Raw genomic sequence first — 16,374 nt, 5'->3', positions numbered from 1 at the left:
CCGCGGAGCATTGGTCGTGTCAAGCCCAGCACTACCCGGCCAGCGAAGTCCGGAAAGGAGATTTCCACAATGAATTCCAAAGACGACATCGCCGGCCTCGCCGCACCACTCGATGTGCTGCTCATCGAGTCGGCCCTAGGACCCGTCCAGCGATTCGCGCCCGACTCCTCGACCGTTCGGTGGATCGGCGCGCTCGCCAAGCAGCCGGCTTCGACGGCGCGCCGCCTCGGCGCTTTCGCGTCCGAAGCCGCGAAGATCGTCGCGGGCAACTCCGACGTTGCCCCCTCCAAGCGCGACCGGCGCTTCAGCGACCCGGCGTGGTCCTCGAATCCGTTGCTTCGCCGCATCGTCCAGGGCTACCTGGCCGCCGGACGAACCGCAGACGAACTCGTGGCCAGCACGACGCTGAACTGGCGCGACGAACAGCGAGTTCGTTTCCTCGTCGAGAACGCCGTCGAAGCTCTGTCGCCGAGCAACCTCCCGCTCGTCAACCCAGCCTCGGCGAAGGCCGCGATCGATTCCGCCGGCGCCAACCTATTGCGCGGTGGTGCCCAGTTCGTCAAGGACATGTCCGCGGCACCTCGTATCCCGGAGATGGTCGACAAGTCAAAGTTCGAAGTCGGCGGGAACATCGCCTCTACCGAAGGTGCGGTCGTCTTCCGCAACGAGGTCTTCGAACTCATTCAGTACAAGCCGCAGCACGACGACGTGTACCGCGTCCCGATCCTGGTCGTGCCGCCGACGATCAACAAGTTCTACGCGATCGACCTCGCGCCGGGCCGAAGCCTCATCGAGCACGCTGTGCGGCAGGGCCGACAGCTCTTCTGCATCTCGTGGCGCAATCCCGATGCGCGGCATGCAGATTGGAACTTCGACACCTACGTCAAGGCCATCCTGGACGCACTCGACGCGGTCCGTTCGATCACCGGCAGCGAGACGTCGGCACTGGCCGGCATCTGCTCGGGTGGCATCCTTGCCAGCATCACGGCCGCCTACCTCGCGGGGATCGGTCAGCTCGACCGCATCTCGGCGATGGTCCTCGCGGTGACCGTCATCGACAACGAGAAGTCCGGCACCGTGTCGGCCATCAACAACCGTCGGTTGGCGCGAGCTGCGAAGGCGATGTCGCGTCGCAAGGGCTATCTCGACGGAAAGGCGCTCGCGGAGGTCTTCGCGTGGCTGCGGCCCGGCGACCTCATCTGGAACTACTGGGTCAACAACTACCTGCTCGGGAAGAAGCCCCCGGCCTTCGACATCCTGTTCTGGAACGCGGACACGACGCGCATGACCGCGGGACTCCACGCCGATTTCGTCGACCTCGCGATCGACAACACGCTGGTCAAGCCTGGTGCACTGACGGTCCTCGGGGTCCCGATCGACCTCGGCAAGATCGACGTCGACACGTATGTCGTCGCCGGAATCTCGGACCACATCACGCCGTGGCAGAACTGCTACCAGACCACCCAGCTCTTCGGCGGAAAGAGCCGGTTCGTGCTCTCGACGAGCGGTCACATCGCCGCACTCGTCAACCCGCCCGGCAACCCGAAGTCGAGCTTCTACGTCGGCGAGGAGACCCCGGCGAGCGCACAGGAATGGCTCGCCAAGGCCGAGTCGACTGCCGGCTCCTGGTGGGGCGACCTGTCTGCCTGGCTCGACGAGCGTGCCGGTGATCGGAAACCGGCTCCCCCGGCTCTCGGCACACCGGCGTTGCCCGCGTTGGTGGCGGCTCCGGGGACGTACGTTTTCGACAACTGAACACTTTCAAACCATCTCGAGCAGATCAGAGGCAATCATGACCACTGCAGCACCAGCGACCTTCGCCAACCCACAGGCACTCATCGGCCAGCCCGGACCTCTCGGCGTCAGCGAGTGGATCACCATCGACCAGAACCGGATCAACGGCTTCGCCGACTGCACCGAAGACCACCAGTGGATTCACGTCGACGCCGAGCGTGCGAAGTCCGGGCCGTTCGGCACGACGATCGCGCACGGATATCTCACTCTGTCGCTTGTTCCGCTGTTCCTCGAGCAGGTCGTCAGGGTCGACGACACCAAAGCAGTCGTCAACTACGGCACCAACAAGGTTCGATTCACGGCTCCGGTCCCTTCGGGCTCGCGCGTGCGCGGACACCTCTCCCTCGTGTCGGCGAACGCGCGCAATGCATCGGTCGAGGCCGTGTTCGGGCTGACGGTCGAAATCGAGGGCGGTGAGCGCCCGGCGGTGGTCGCCGAGCTCGTGATCCTCTACACGTAGTCGTCGCCGTACAGATCCTCGATGAAGCGCTTCGGGTCATCGAGGAATCTGCGCGTGAGCAGCACGGTGTCGGTGCGGTCGTAGTCGACCGCTTCGATCTCGCCGTCGATGTCGATCTGCAGGATGGTCGCACCGGGCACGGCCATGACGATGGGCGAGTGCGTCGCGACGATGAACTGGCAGTCCTGCTCGGCGAGCTCCATGATTCGTCGCACGAGAGCCAGACAGCCGGTCACCGACAGCGCGGCTTCGGGCTCGTCGAGAATGTACAACCCTCGAGGTCCGAAGCGGTTTGTCGCGAGCGCGAGAAACGACTCGCCATGGGAGCGTTCGTGCAGACTTCGGCCGCCGTAGGACGCGAGAAGTCCCGAACCGCCCTCGTCGACGAGGCGATCGACCTCCGACGCGACGTTGTAGAACGATTCGGCCCGCAGGAAGAACCCGTTGTTCGGCCGTCGTTTCCACGCGAGCGTCAGGTGCTCGCTGAACACGGATTCGGTGGCCTTCGTCGTGAATCGGAACGACTTCGAACCGCCTTCGGCGTTGAAGCCGGCCGTCACCGCAAGCGCTTCGACGAACGTCGACTTTCCCGTCCCGTTGTCGCCAACGAGGAACGTCACCGGGGTGGTGAGCTTGAGGCGGCGCCGCCGGGCGAGGTGCCGAACGATCGGAAGGTCGAACGGATAGTCGTTCCGATCGCCGACATCGTCGATCAGGACCTCGCTGATGAACGGCGCGCCCCCACGGTGCATGCCGCCCAGATTAGTTCTTGCGCACCAACGACAACGCGCGGGTCTTGGCATTGAAAGCGGTCTTCAACACCCGCTCCAGCGGCGAACCATCTGGCGGCATGAGGCCGATCTGCCGCGCGAACAGCAGCTGGTCGTAGACGACCGTATTGCTGACAACGAAGCCATCTTTGAGGACGAAGTGGTCGATGCCGTCGACCTCGATCGAACGTCCGGTTCCCGAAACGCCGAGTACGGTGCCGACGTGGCGCCCGGTCATGCGCCAGTGCACCAACGCGTCGTTGCCCGAATCGACCATGGAAATGACCTCGAGCCGGAAGCCCTCAATGGCGGCGAACTTCTCTTCGAACCACTGCGCGATCTCGTCGGCGCCGTAACAGGTCCGGTCCGGGAAGTATTCGACGGTCTGGTCGTTCCACACGGCGCGAAGCGAATCGGTGTCGTGGGCGTTGAGCCGCTCGAAGACCCACTTGAGTTGCTCGGTATTGGATTTCATGTCGCTCTTTCTGTCAGGCGTCGATGGTGAGCTTGGCGTCGTGCGAGCGCGAGACGCACGGGTAGATGAGGTCGGTGCGATCGCGGTCGGGACCGTGGAGAATGTCGTCGCGGTGGTCGGGCCGGCCCTTGAGCACGGACAGCTCGCAGCTTCCGCAGAGTCCGTTCTCGCACGATGCCGAGACGGGCACGACGTTCCGAAGCGCATCGAGCATCGACATTCCGGCGGGCACGACGACGGTGGTATTCGACTGCGCGAGCTTCACTTCGAACGCGCGATCGTCCGCCAATCGCTTCTCGGTGGGGACGAATCGTTCGATGTGGACCGTGAGGTCCGGGCGCGATTCGCACAGTTCGACGACGCGGTTCATGAGGCCTTCGGGGCCGCAGCAGTACACGGCCGTCCCCGATGCCAGTCCACCGATCCAGGCCGCCAGATCAGGCCGTCCGTCAACGTCGTCGGAGCGAAGTGTCACCTTGTCGCCGTAGCGCGCGACCAGGTCATCACCGAACGGCAGGCGGTCGGCGGTGCGGGCGACGTGCTGCAATTGCCACGGAATTCCGAGTGCCTCCACTTGCTCGATCATCGGGAGGATCGGCGTGATTCCGATGCCACCGGCGATGAACAAATACCCGGGCGCAGGGTCGAGTTCGAAGTTGTTGCGCGGCTGGGAGACCGTGACGTAAGCGCCCTCGTTGAGCCGATGGATCTCGACGGATCCACCGCGACCGTCGTCCTCGCGGAGAACGGCGACCCGGACCGTCGTGCGGTCTTCCTGGGGGCCACACAGTGAGTACTGACGGACTGCGCCGGACGGCAGACCAACGTCGACGTGCGAGCCGGGAGTCCACGCGGGCCAGTCGGTTCCGTCGGCGCGCGACAAGGTCAGGGCCCGAACGTCAGGGCTGATCTGGTCGATGCGGGTCACCAGAGCGCGGACGGGCTTGGGCGCGCTCGCACGGGGTGCGGGGGTCACCGGTGGGCGACCCCACGGCTGCTCATCGGGGTGCTCTCCCACCAACTGCCCGAGGTGCGGCATGCGCCCACCGAATGCCTTGGCGGTCAGGAGTTCGGCCCGCACGGCGGTCTCGACACCGAAGAGTTTCGCCAGTTGCAGCACCAGTCGAGGGTGAGGTCCGCGCTTGACGAGCGTCATGACACCCGCCCGGACCACCCGGCTGACCGTGTAGACGCCGTGCGGTTTGATCAGCCGTTGGTGGATGTCCGAGAGTTCGGCACCCGAGACGCCTCCGACGACCGCCGCGATGATTTCCGGCGGCACGGCGGGGATGCGAGTCTCGAGGTTGCCGTAGTGGTACGTCGGCAGGACTTCGAGGTCACGCGTGCGTTCCCATCGCCGGGTCGCGCTGTCGAGCGTCTTCGGGTCATCGAGCGCGTCGAGAACGTGTTCGGCGAGCGTGCGGCCCATCCACATCGCGTCGCGCATACCTTGGCCCAGAACGGGATCCTTGAAGTGGCCCGCGTCCCCGATGAGTGCCCAGCCAGGTCCGGAGGATTGCCGGAAGTAAGCATGGGTCTGCGACGTCGCCATCACGCGCGACTGGTTCCTTGCGCCCCCCAGTCGTTCGGCGAGTATCGGGAACTCGGCGACCTTGCGCGCCCAGTGCGCCTCGGGGTCCTGGCGCGCTTCGGCAACCTCGGCGCGTGGGCCCATGAACAGAACGAGCAGTCGGCCCTTGGGAGTGCACGGGAAGGCGAACGCGATCGTGTCGTGTGAACGTCCTTCCCACAGCGTGTGTGCCCAGTCGCTATCGGCAGCCGGATCGTCGAGGTATCGGAACACCATTCCGCGCCCATTGCGCGAGCGGCGGTATGGCTCCCACGCGCCGACGTGGTGGGCGACGGTCGAGTTGCGTCCGTCCGCCCCAACAACCAGCCGAGCGCGAATCTCGCGCACGGTGCCGGTGGTGTCGAAGTAGCGGACGCCGACCGCCCGGCCGTCTTCGACGATGACGTCCTGCACCGTGCACTGGTCGCGGATATCGGCTCCGGCTTCACGGGCGGCATCGACGAGAGCCTGGTCCTGCAGGACGCGCGGAACGCTGATGCCGTAGTCGATGTCGCCTACTTGCTGGAATCGCTCGGTGCGACCGACGCCGACGAAATCGACGCGCAGGTGGGTCATGAGTGACGGATTGAGCGCCAGAATTCGGTCAAGCGCGCCGATTCGCGCGACCTCGTTGACGCCCATGGGAAACAGCACGTGCGTCGATAGCGTGTCGGCCGGGAATGCGGCGCGGTCGAGGACGACAACGGTCCGCCCGGCTCGGGCAAGAGGCGCGGCCATCGCCGTTCCTGCGCATCGGGAACCCACGATGACGACGTCGACCGATTCCGCCTGCATTCGCGCACCCTCCGTGACACTTGCTGGATCACAGATATAGCAGCGTTATTGCGGTGAAATCAAGTGTGGGTTGGTCATTGAGACGGGCCGTCCCAGTCAGACTGGAACGGCCCGTGGGGTGATGTCGTGGACTACGCGGATTCCCAGGCGAACCCGTCCGGATCGGCGAAAGTGCCTGCGCTGCTGCTGATGACGATCCGGTGCGAGCCATTGCCCTCAACCGGGACACCGGCGTCCTTGGCCAGCGCCTTGCGGCCGTACAGCGCCAGTTTCACGTTGCCGTTGGATTCGAATTCGACGTACTTGCTGCCAAAGCTCTTGGCGACGGACAATCCCTTGCCGACGTAGAACTTCTTCGTCGCCGCGACGTCTTCCACACCGAGCAAGAGCACTGTGTCGGTGACCTGCTTCGAGGCCGGCTCGGTGTTCTTCTTCGACGACGACGCCATCTTCCAGATCGCCCCATCGGGAGCTTGAACAACTCCGCCGTAGCCCCAGAAGCTCTTAGAAGCAGGCTTGAGAACCTTCGCTCCAGCCTCGACGGCCGCATTGAACAGTGCGTCGACATTGGCCGGCTGGGTCGCGACGAGCGAGAGCGTGTAGCCGCGGAAACCGCTGGTGATGTCTTCTGTCGGGCGGACCGAGACCTTGTCGTCAAGTCCGACTGCTGCGTAGAACGCCTCCGTACCGGCGACGTCGGGAGTTTCGAGGATTACCGATTCGATCGATGTCATGTCCTGAACGGTATTCGAGCGTCAGCCGGCGCTGCTTCTCGATTCCTGACCGCTTGCCGTCAGATGCTCCGGAACCGGCGACTCAGAGTCAGTCCGAGCCAGGGCTTTCTGCCCCACGACACCGATTTCAACCGAAGAAATGCTCCCATGGGAGACAGTCGCCCGGTCATCACGAGGAGAAGACTCGACGGCGGTCCATAAACGACGCAGTCAGCACGCTTTTGCGGACTGTCGCTGCCGACCGACAACTTTCCACTGCGGAAGACAAGCCAGATGTCTTCGTACCTGCCGCGAAGCCTGATCTGATACGACGCCGTGTGACCTGCGGACTTGACCGGGTCGAGCCACGCGGCGCACAGCGCGGTCATCGCTTGGAGCGCGAGTATCGCTTCATCGTCGGGAATCTTCCAAGGCCTTCGCAGCGCCTGGGCGACGTCGTGTCCGTGCACGAGAACCTCGTTGACGAGCATCGACTGAATCCCCTGCGGCGTGAGCAGTTGCCTCGCGTGGAATCCCACCGGTTCGTCACCGAGCGCGGCGAGCAGATCGATCACCTCATCGACGGCGCCTGCCATGTCGGCGAGAGCAGTCGGCACGGGAACTCCGCGTCGAATCTCCAATAGCGCCGTGTTCTTCTCGGCGGTCTGCGTCGGTGAATCCACCCACTGGTCGCGGCCGGCGAGGCAGTCCGCGTAGTACGCGGCACCCAACGCGACGTGTGAGATGGCCTGCCGCACCGTCCAATCGGGAGTCGCCGGGACGATCGACGCCAGCTGGGATTCGTCGACGTCACGGACCATCGCAATGAAGCGATTCGTCGCTGCACGCAGTGCCGTGGCGGAGTCCGGGAGCGTGGGCATGTCTACCTCAGCCGAGCGCCCGGAGATAGCGGCGAGTGACGAGCCGCTGCATGACCCGGGCCGCCGGCGCACCGGCCTTCGCCCACCACGTTGCGGGTCGGGAGAACGCGACGACATGCACCTCGACCACGTCGTCGTCACGCCACACCACGCTGAAGGCCTCCTCCCCCCTTTCGGGGTGACCGGCGAGCGTGCCGTAGCCAAAGCCTCGGCGCCGCGGCTCATCGATGACGTACACGACGCGGCACGGCGCAGTGACGCCAAGCGGGCCGAGCCCGATGCGCACCTTCACCCAGCTGTTCAGCTTCGCGGTCGGGAATTCCGGCTCGACCGACAGCCCGGAGCGGCGATGCAGGTCCCACGACATGAGCCGGTCGGCCGCCGTCTGGAAGCATTCCGCACCGCGGCCAAGCACCCGGGATTCCCGAATGTGGTGGTAGCCGTCCGGTAGGACGCCGGCGGTCGCACCGACTTCGGGATACGTCAGCTCGAGAGTCATGCCCCAATCATGCGGGTTGTTCCGGATTGCGTTCTCCGCTGGCCAGAAATGGGACGATCTGAAGGTGAGCGGAAACCACGGCGACCACGATCACGACCACGGCGGTTCCTCGCATACTCACGGCGCGACGGCCGACAGCGATCAACGGTGGCTCGGCGGAGCACTCGCCGTGCTCGCGGCGTTCATGGCCGGTGAGGTCATCGTCGGGATCGTGTCCGGCTCGCTCGCTCTGATCTCCGATGCCGCGCACATGCTCACCGACGCCGCGTCGATTGCCCTCGCGATGTGGACGATTCGACTCGCTCAGCGCCCAGCGTCAGGCCGCATGACGTACGGGTGGAAACGCGCCGAGATCCTGTCCGCGCAGGCCAACGGGGTGACTCTGCTGATTCTGGCCGCGTTCCTCGGTTTCGAATCGATCCGGCGACTCTTCAGCCCATCCGAGGTGACCGGTGTACTCGTGCTGGTGACCGCATTGGTCGGCGTCGTGGTCAACATCGCTGCGACGTGGATGATCAGCCGCGCGAATCGCACGAGTCTCAACATCGAGGGCGCGTTTCAGCACATCCTCAACGACCTGTTCGCGTTCATCGCGACCGCGATTGCCGGCGTGATCATCCTCGTGACCGGTTTCGCACGGGCCGACTCGATCGCGTCGTTGATCGTCGTCGTCCTGATGATCAAAGCCGGAGTCGAACTCGTCGCGAAGGCGAGCCGGGTGTTCCTCGAGGCCGCGCCGAAACACCTCGACCCGGCCGTCATCGGACGCGAGATGGTGTCGCACGAACACGTCGTCGAAGTCCACGACCTGCACATTTGGGAGATCACGAGCGGTTCCCCCGCGCTATCAGCGCACGTTCTCCTCAAGCCCGGCGGCGACAGCCACGGTGTCCGCGTCGTGCTCGCGGCCATGCTCCTGGAGAAGCACGGGATCGATCACACGACCTTGCAGGTCGAAGTTCGCGCCGCGACCGATCTCGGGATGCCGGGCAACTGAGGCTATGGCAGCGCGCTGAGCGTCGCTCGGATCCGCGGCAACGGCCCGTCCGGATACGGGTTAAGGGAACTCACACTGACCCGGTGCGTACCCACCGCGAGAATCTCTTGTTCGACGGAATCCAATAGCTCCCTCGGCGGGGCGATTCGAGACTCCGTGACGTGGTGCGCAAGGTCCGTGATGTCGTCCGCGACGTCCTCGAGGGCCAGGACCATGGGCAGTTCGGCACGAGCAGTTGGGCTCAGCACGACCGGATCAAGCGCTGATGACTGGAGCGTTCTGCGCAATGCGTTCGTCCGGTCATAGGCTCGACGGCGGGCGTCTCGCAGGGTCGTTGCCGACGTGTCTGGATCCGCCGCTGCCCGGAGATAGGCCGCGACAGATCGTGCCGATGCGTGCACTGGAGAGTCCGCCACGAACAGCCGACGCGGCCACAGCACGTAACCGAAGATGATCGCGATCGCGCAGCCGATGAGGGTGTCGCCGAGGCGGAGTTCGGGGGCGAGGGGGTTGATCTCGCCGATGCTCGCGCTCAGCAGGGTGGACGTCGTGATTCCGATGACGAAGAGTCCGTAGACCTTCGGTGCTGCGACCGCCGACAAACCCATCGCCACCGCAGCGCCGAGCGCCAACGCCCAGTTGTCCGGTGCGGCCAACAGCACCGCCGCCGCCAGGACTGCACCGACGATGCTGCCGACGATCCGGTTCAAGACGCGAACGAAAACCGACTGCAATTCCGGTCGCACGACGACGGCAACGGTCAGCGGCAGCCAGAAGGCGTGATGCTCGCCGTGCATGACCGCGGCCAAGCCGGTGGCCGCAGCCACGCACAATGCGAGCCGGACCCCGGCGCCGATCGCGGGACGGCGCGTTGCGGCCCGCACGATTGACCGGAGTATGAGCGACAACGACGGCGCCGCAACCAATTCCGTGTCGTCCGACGACGGGTGTACCGGTGGAGCTGCGAGCGCATGTGCGACCAGGCGGATTGCCGAATCTGCGTCCGCGCCGACGGTCGGGACATCAATCGACTCACCGGCGGCGACCTTGCACCCGGCATCACGCAACAGCTGACCTGCCGCAGCTGGAACCGGCTGCCCCTTCGCGTACAGCGTGGCCACGACCAACGTGACCCGTCGGGCGGTTTGCGCGGCCCTCTCGATGACGTCGACCGATTCGCTACCGCGACGGATCGTCAGCCGATATTCGTACAGCCGCGACCGGCAGTCACTCGCAGAATCCGCGAGGTTACGACGCGCCGAACTGGCCGCGATGGGGTCGCCGATCGCGTCCAGCAGCGCTGCGTTGCTCATCAGAAGAGAACTGATCGCAGCCCGCTCGTGTCGAGGTTGCGTGGCGATCGACTCCGAAGCAACGATTGCCGCGACGATGACGGACCCAATCAAATACCACAGGCACTGCAACCCGACCGGCAGCGGCGAGCCCCCGAACTGGCCGTACGCGGTTCCGACGACGAGCAACAGGGCGAACGCCGAGAACGCGGGGTCGATGGCAGCAACCATGCCGGCGATCATCGCCATCGACGCCGCAACGACAACTGCGACAAGGACCGTATGCGGGGTCGCAGCGCCGATCGCGATCCCCATCACGGCGCCAATCGCCTGCATTGCCATTGCAGTCAAGCGAGCACGATGGGTACCGCCCACGGCGAACAGAGTCGACATTGTGGCCGCACAATAGGCGACACCGATCGATGCCGGCTCACCGAACATGACACCTGCGAGAGCGATGATCGCCGCGGCGAGGATGGCCCGGACTCCGGTGGTAAACGCCCACGGTGACCCCGACGGCCGCAACGCGTCCCGAAGGCGAGGGGTCGGAATGTCGTAGCGCCGGACAGGCATGTCGGTCACCTGTTCAATGTTGGCAGAGTGCGTTGCGGCCAAAGGGAATACCGCATCTGTCGGATGTCCGGATCGCGTACGCTGCCTGCGATGAGCTCCCCTGGAGTGACGCCACAACGTCCGCTCGGCCTCTTCTTGGTCGTGATGCTTATGTTCGGCATCATCACCAGCCTGAATGGAATGGCGCCGCTCGCGACCTACGGGTTGGGTTCGCTGTTCTACCTCGGCGTGGCCATCGTCTTTTTCCTGATTCCAGCGGCGCTGGTCGCGGCGGAACTCGGTACGAGTTCTCGCCGTGAGGGTGGTGTCTACGCCTGGGTCAGTGCGGCGTTCGGGCCGCGAGCGGGATTCGTCGCCACGTGGCTCCAGTGGTTTCAGAACGTGATTTTCTGGACGGTCGTCCTGACGAGTTCCGCGGCAATGATCGCGGTCTCCCTCGGCTGGAACGCGGGTGCGGAGAACAAGCTCTACGCCACCGTCGTCGTGGTCGGAACGATCTGGCTGGTCACGGCGCTGAGTCTGTTCGGCCTCCGCAGCTCCGGGATTCTCGGATCGATCGGATCGATCGCCGGAACCATATTGCCTGGACTGGTACTGATCGCCTTCGCCGCGACCTATGTGATCGACCGTCGACCCTCGAACCTCACCGGAGCCTCGGCTCACCTGGTTCCGGATCTCTCGACCCCTGGCAACATCACTTTCGGACTCTCCGCCATCTTGATATTCGCCGGCATCGAAGTGATGGCCACCAGGATCGGCGAGATGAGAGACCCGGCGCGGCTGTATCCACGCGCGACGTTCCTGTCTGTCCTGATGATCGCCGCGGTGCTGGTGCCCGCGACGCTGGCGATCGCTGTCCTGGTGCCCAACGAACAGATCAGCATCACCGCCGGGATTACGCAGGCGATGAACGTCGGGGTCGAGACGGTTGGCGGTTTGGGTTGGCTCGTGCCGCTCGTGGCGGTCGCGATCTACGTCGACGCCATTGGCGAGATCGCGGGCTGGATGGCATCGACGCCGTCCGCGATGGCTGCGGCGGCACGCGAAGGCCACCTCCCCTCCAGGTTCGCGCGTCAGACCAACCGCCAAACGGCGAAGCCCGTCTTGATCGGTCAGGCGGTGATCGGCTCGCTGCTCAGCCTGTTATTCATCTTTCAGCCCAGCGTTTCCAGCATGTTCTGGCTGCTCAGCGCCTTGCTCGTGCAGCTGTACCTGTTGATGTACGTCTTGATGTTCGCCGCCGCATGGAGGCTGCGCCGGACGAAGTCGGTCGTGGGTCGGCCCTTCCGCATCCCGGGCGGGTCATGGGGCATCGGGATTGTCTGCGCGGTCGGCATTGTCTTCTCTGCCGCGGCAATCGTCGTGGGATTCTTCCCGCCCTCTGGCCTCAAGGAAGCAACCGCGGTCAGTCACACGGTGGTCCTCGTGGTGGCAGTGCTCGTCAGCACCTTCGCCCCGCTGGCGATCTCGCGCTGGAGTCACCCGCGTCGCGGTATGAGCCCATAGATCGTCGCCGGAGAGCCGGATCCGGTGCGATTGATCGTGCCGCCCACCAGCACGAAGGCGTCCCGAGTGGGGAGTTCGCCGAGGTGGGCGAGATTCTCGAGGCTGATCCGGTGTTCGTTGTACAGCAGCTTCGAGACCGCATAGGAGTCGTCGAGTCCGCGGTCGGGCCCGAACGTATCGATGCCCAGTGCGCCGCGCACTCCGAGGATTCCGCGTTCGAGCAGCCACTCGACCGCGTCGACGCCAAACCCCGGCTGATGCATCGTGCCGGCGTCGTCGAGATTTGCGTACGCGTCAGTCCCCCAACGAGATTCCCATCCCGTCCACAGGATCACCGCTGACTCCGCGGCAATCCCGCCATTCTCTTCTTCCCAGGCGACGAGATCGGCGACGGATAGTGCAAAATCCGCGTCGCCGGCAGCCTGGCGTCGAACATCGATCTTGACCGCCGGGAGGAACAAATCCTCGACATCGAGTTGGTCGGCCGTCAGGCCGCCGACCGTGAAGTGCGCCGGCGCGCCCCAATGCGTGCCGGTGTGTTCGCCCTGCGAGACGGACTGAAGGTAGTAACCGTGATCTGGGATCGAGGCCACGGTGTCGAGGGTGAACGCGGGGTCCCCGGGGAAGATCGGCGTGCGTTCCGGGTCGTTGACATGCGAGAGACGGACGACCCGGAACGGACGATCAGGCACGCTCAGCGAGCTCCCGCTTCAGAATCTTCCCGGTGGGGTTTCGCGGCAGTTCGTCGAGGAACAGCACGTCACGCGGCGTTTTGTAGCGCGCGAGATTGTTCTTCACGAAGTCCTTGACCTCGTCGACCGTGATGCTGGCTCCGGGCCGAACCACGACGAACGTCCGCAAACGCTTTCCGAAGTCGGGGTCGTCGACCCCGATCGCCGCCGCATCCGCGATCGCCGGATGGGTCACCAGCAGTTCCTCGATCTCGCGAGGGAAGACGTTCTCACCGCCGGAAACGATCATTTCGTCGTCCCGACCGTCGATGTAGAGGCGCCCGGCCTTGTCGAAGTGCCCGACGTCGCCCGTCGACAACAGTCCGTCGATGATCTCCTTGTTGCCACCGCCGGTATAGCCCTCGAACGGAATCGTGGTGCCGACGAAGATCCGGCCCTTCTCGCCCTGACGAACCTCTTTGCCTTGTTCATCGAGAATCTTGATCCGCGAGCCGAGCATCGGCTTGCCGACCGACGTCGGCGCTTCGTGCACGTCCTTGGGGGTCGCCATCGTGGCAAGGGCGACTTCGGTCGATCCGTAGAGGTTGTAGATGACGTCGCCGAGAACGCGTTGCGCCTCGGTGCCGACCTGCGCGGGCAACTGGGATCCGGCACAGAAGATGACGCGCAGGCTCGACAGATCGCGCCGGCCCAGTTCGTCCGGCCCGAGGGCGAGCAGTCGCTGCAACATGACGGGTACGAGACACACGGTCGAGGCACCGAAGGTCTCGATGTCGTCCGCGAGCTGCGCAGCATCGAACTTGCGGCGGAGGACGAGCCTCGATCCCAGCGCGATCGCCAGCAACGTGATCAGCAGACCCGTTCCGTGGAACATCGGCGGTCCGATGATGACGGTCTGGCGTGCCTTCATCGGCATTCGCTCGAGTACGGCGCCGGGAACGGTGAGCCCGCGAGGTTCGGCGCGCGGTGCGCCCTTCGGCGTACCCGTCGTGCCCGAGGTGAGCAGAATGATCCGGCCGGGCTTCTTGGGCGCCGACGGAGTCTTGGTGCTCCCGGTGCTGACGAGCGCGGTGAACTCGTCCGCGGGGGCGTCGATGGCACACGCGAATTTGCCGTGCGGCGGATCGAAGTCGGCCACAACATCGCTGAGGTCGGCGTCGTAGATCAGCAGATCCACGCCTTCCCGGGTCGCGACCTCGGTGGCCTGCCGAGCCGAGAACCCGGTGTTGAGCCAGACGCAATTGAGTCCGGCCCGCGAGGCAGCGAACGCGGCGATGAGCGGGGACCGATGGTTGCGGCACAGGATTCCGATGGTGTCGCCGGGCTGCAGCCGAGCGCTCAGGGCGTTCGTGAGCTGGTCGGTCTGCTTGTCGAGCTCGGCGTAGGTGATCTCGCCGCGCTCGTCTGCGATCGCGGTGTACTTGCCGTGGCGGATCGCCGCGATCTTCGCGGCCGCGCCGAGCGGACCGAAGTCATTAAGCGAGGACACCATCCGCAGAACGTTGTGCGGAAGCTCGACGCCGACGACACCGGCCTCGAACAGTGCGACGAGGGAACGTACTTCGAGTCCGGCCCGGCGCGCGGGCTCGGTGAGGAGACTGATCAGATCCATTGCTTCCTACCAGTGCACGCCACGAGTGGCATTGATGAATATTTCCTCGGCCGGTGTCGGCTCCTTAGGCACTTCGGGTGCGCCCTTGGCGGCGGTCGAATCCGGGAACATCCGGAAACCCCGTCCGCGAACGTGGTCCATCAACGTCGGGTTGACGGCGTCCGCGAAGGCCGCCACGCGACCCGCGGCGGGACTCACCCGGCGCGAGCGGTGCACGATCGCGCCCGACAGCACGTCGGCGGCCTGCTCTGGGGTGAGCGCCGGGAAGTGGTCGTAGAGCTTCGTCGGGCTGATCATCGGCGTCCGGACGAGCGGCATGTGGACCGTGCTGAATCGCACGTTGTCCCCGATGGTTTCGGCCTGCAGCGAGTCGCACAGGGTGTCGAGCGCGGCCTTGCTGGCGATGTATGCGCCGAATCGCGGCACTTTGGTCTGTACGCCGATCGACGACACGTTCACGATCTGACCGTATCCCCGCTCCCGCATTCCGGGAACGAACTTGAGAATCAGCTGGACTGCGCCGAGGTAGTTGAGCTGCATCGTGCGTTCGTAGTCGTGGATCCGGTCGTATGACAGCGCCAGGGACCGACGGATCGACCGTCCGGCGTTGTTGACGAGGATGTCGACGCGGCCGAGATCGGCCAGGACGGCATCGGCCATCGTCGCGATTGCGGCGGAGTCCGAGAGGTCGCAGGGGTAGACGTGCGCGACACCGCCCGCCCCACGGATCTCGTCCGCCACCCGCTCGAGGTTCTCCCGAGTGCGTGCCACGAGTACGACCTCACCGCCGGCCTTGGCGATGCGCTTGGCGGTGGCTTCGCCGATACCCGACGACGCGCCCGTGATGAGGACGACTCGGCCCGTTACGGTCTCGTGGAGCGACTTACCGAACATCGCATCGACGACGACGCGCGCGGACGTTGGAGTGTTCACGATGTCGGCGACCGCGGCCACCGGCTTCGTGACGAGTTTGCTGAGTTTCATTGGTTCTTCCCTGTCCAAGGATTGAGTTTCGTCTGAGCGACTGTCTGGGTGACCTTGCGGTCGATCGCGATGTTGAATCGCCGGATCACGGACTGGATGGCGATGGGACGCAGCAGCGGAAGCACGGTCGCGACGTTGCGCATGATCTCGCCCGCGTTCTTCGACCCCGAGAGCTGCTCGAGCATCAGGTCGATGAGGTCGTTGGCGAGCGCGGTCATGTGCCGGTCGACGACTGCGGCCATTGCCGTGATACCCGCGCGCGGCAGCCTCAATTCGGTGATCGCTGCGGTCGCGCCAAGAAGTGCGGTCGCGACCTTGTATCCGCCTTCATCGGTCTGTGCGACCGCCCCGAGGGCGATGAGCAGTTCGACGTCGGAGTCGGAGAGCGTCCGTCCGGCGCGTCGATTGAGTTCGTCGCGGTCGACTTCTTCGAGGTCCGCGAGCGACCACGGGCTGAGCAGCGAAGTGCGAAGTGCGATGTCCGTAGCGGTGGCGTCCGCGGGCAGCCGCGACAAAACCTGGCCGATCGCGCTGAGCGTGTAGCCGTAGTCCTGCAGGTGCTTGACGAGTTCGAGCCGCATTCGTTGCTGCGGTCCGTAGTAGGCAACGCGGCCCCGACGCTCGGGCGACGGCAGCAGGCCCTGCTCGGTGTAGAAGCGGATGTTTCGCACAGTGATGCCCGTGCGCGCGGCGAGTTCATCGATGGTGAATTCTTCGCTGACGACCTCTGTCATGACTGGCAGCGTAGTCCTGTGCAGTGT

Annotated in this window: 15 protein-coding genes; 4 read left to right on the top strand and 11 right to left on the bottom strand. The window is 65.0% G+C overall.

Translation table 11 applies throughout. From position 1 onward, the window contains the following. Nucleotides 1–69 precede the first annotated feature (69 nt). Nucleotides 70–1,755, top strand: coding sequence for a PHA/PHB synthase family protein (locus F600_RS0117100; protein WP_018161856.1), 1,686 nt, complete (start codon nt 70–72; stop codon nt 1,753–1,755). Between the two features lie 37 nt (nt 1,756–1,792). Next, complete coding sequence (locus tag F600_RS0117095; protein ID WP_018161855.1) at nt 1,793–2,254, top strand: MaoC family dehydratase; 462 nt, start codon at nt 1,793–1,795, stop codon at nt 2,252–2,254. Here F600_RS0117095 and F600_RS0117090 read toward each other — a convergent pair. The 6 genes from F600_RS0117090 to F600_RS0117060 form a co-directional block, all read right to left on the bottom strand. Beyond that, nucleotides 2,245–3,006, bottom strand: coding sequence for an AAA family ATPase (locus F600_RS0117090; protein ID WP_018161854.1), 762 nt, complete (start codon nt 3,004–3,006; stop codon nt 2,245–2,247). The two genes, F600_RS0117095 and F600_RS0117090, sit on opposite strands and share 10 nt — an antisense overlap. Nucleotides 3,007–3,016: 10 nt before the next feature. Then, a complete protein-coding gene (locus tag F600_RS0117085; protein WP_018161853.1) occupies nt 3,017–3,499 on the bottom strand; it encodes an ester cyclase in 483 nt (160 codons plus the stop codon). A gap of 13 nt (nt 3,500–3,512) precedes the next feature. Beyond that, a complete protein-coding gene (locus F600_RS30605; protein WP_018161852.1) occupies nt 3,513–5,864 on the bottom strand; it encodes an FAD-dependent monooxygenase in 2,352 nt (783 codons plus the stop codon). A 131-nt stretch (nt 5,865–5,995) separates the two neighbouring features. Beyond that, complete coding sequence (locus F600_RS0117070) at nt 5,996–6,598, bottom strand: VOC family protein (protein ID WP_018161851.1); 603 nt, start codon at nt 6,596–6,598, stop codon at nt 5,996–5,998. A gap of 59 nt (nt 6,599–6,657) precedes the next feature. Further along, nucleotides 6,658–7,458, bottom strand: coding sequence for a maleylpyruvate isomerase family mycothiol-dependent enzyme (locus tag F600_RS0117065; protein ID WP_018161850.1), 801 nt, complete (start codon nt 7,456–7,458; stop codon nt 6,658–6,660). Between the two features lie 7 nt (nt 7,459–7,465). Next, entirely contained in the window at nt 7,466–7,957 is a 492-nt protein-coding gene (locus F600_RS0117060) for a DUF1990 domain-containing protein (protein WP_018161849.1), read from the bottom strand. A 16-nt stretch (nt 7,958–7,973) separates the two neighbouring features. Here F600_RS0117060 and F600_RS0117055 point away from each other — a divergent pair, with 16 nt between their 5' ends. Beyond that, on the top strand, nt 7,974–8,954 hold the full coding sequence (locus F600_RS0117055) for a cation diffusion facilitator family transporter (protein WP_018161848.1): 981 nt from the start codon (nt 7,974–7,976) through the stop codon (nt 8,952–8,954). A 2-nt stretch (nt 8,955–8,956) separates the two neighbouring features. Here the strand turns inward: F600_RS0117055 and F600_RS0117050 are convergent, their stop codons facing one another. Next, a complete protein-coding gene (locus F600_RS0117050; protein WP_245541584.1) occupies nt 8,957–10,819 on the bottom strand; it encodes an FUSC family protein in 1,863 nt (620 codons plus the stop codon). Between the two features lie 90 nt (nt 10,820–10,909). Between F600_RS0117050 and F600_RS0117045 the strand changes: the two genes are divergently transcribed. Further along, nucleotides 10,910–12,325 carry an amino acid permease gene (locus F600_RS0117045; RefSeq protein WP_156024656.1) on the top strand — a complete coding sequence of 472 codons (1,416 nt, stop codon included), beginning with the start codon at nt 10,910–10,912 and terminating at the stop codon, nt 12,323–12,325. On the opposite strand, the gene F600_RS0117040 is transcribed toward F600_RS0117045, so the two are convergent. The 4 genes from F600_RS0117040 to F600_RS28740 are packed head-to-tail and all read right to left on the bottom strand — an operon-like array spanning nt 12,298 to nt 16,347. Then, nucleotides 12,298–13,017 carry a cyclase family protein gene (locus F600_RS0117040; protein ID WP_018161845.1) on the bottom strand — a complete coding sequence of 240 codons (720 nt, stop codon included), beginning with the start codon at nt 13,015–13,017 and terminating at the stop codon, nt 12,298–12,300. The two genes, F600_RS0117045 and F600_RS0117040, sit on opposite strands and share 28 nt — an antisense overlap. Beyond that, complete coding sequence (locus F600_RS0117035) at nt 13,010–14,629, bottom strand: AMP-binding protein (RefSeq protein ID WP_018161844.1); 1,620 nt, start codon at nt 14,627–14,629, stop codon at nt 13,010–13,012. Before F600_RS0117035 ends, F600_RS0117040 begins: the two co-directional genes overlap by 8 nt. A gap of 6 nt (nt 14,630–14,635) precedes the next feature. After that, on the bottom strand, nt 14,636–15,613 hold the full coding sequence (locus F600_RS0117030) for an SDR family NAD(P)-dependent oxidoreductase (protein WP_018161843.1): 978 nt from the start codon (nt 15,611–15,613) through the stop codon (nt 14,636–14,638). Then, on the bottom strand, nt 15,610–16,347 hold the full coding sequence (locus tag F600_RS28740) for a MerR family transcriptional regulator (protein WP_018161842.1): 738 nt from the start codon (nt 16,345–16,347) through the stop codon (nt 15,610–15,612). Before F600_RS28740 ends, F600_RS0117030 begins: the two co-directional genes overlap by 4 nt. Nucleotides 16,348–16,374 lie beyond the last annotated feature (27 nt).

It is taken from the genome of Smaragdicoccus niigatensis DSM 44881 = NBRC 103563, from assembly GCF_000380645.1.
Taxonomy (GTDB): Bacteria; Actinomycetota; Actinomycetes; order Mycobacteriales; family Mycobacteriaceae; genus Smaragdicoccus; species Smaragdicoccus niigatensis.
The sequence above is the reverse complement of the archived record's forward strand: the minus strand, read 5'-3'. Positions and strand labels throughout refer to the sequence as shown.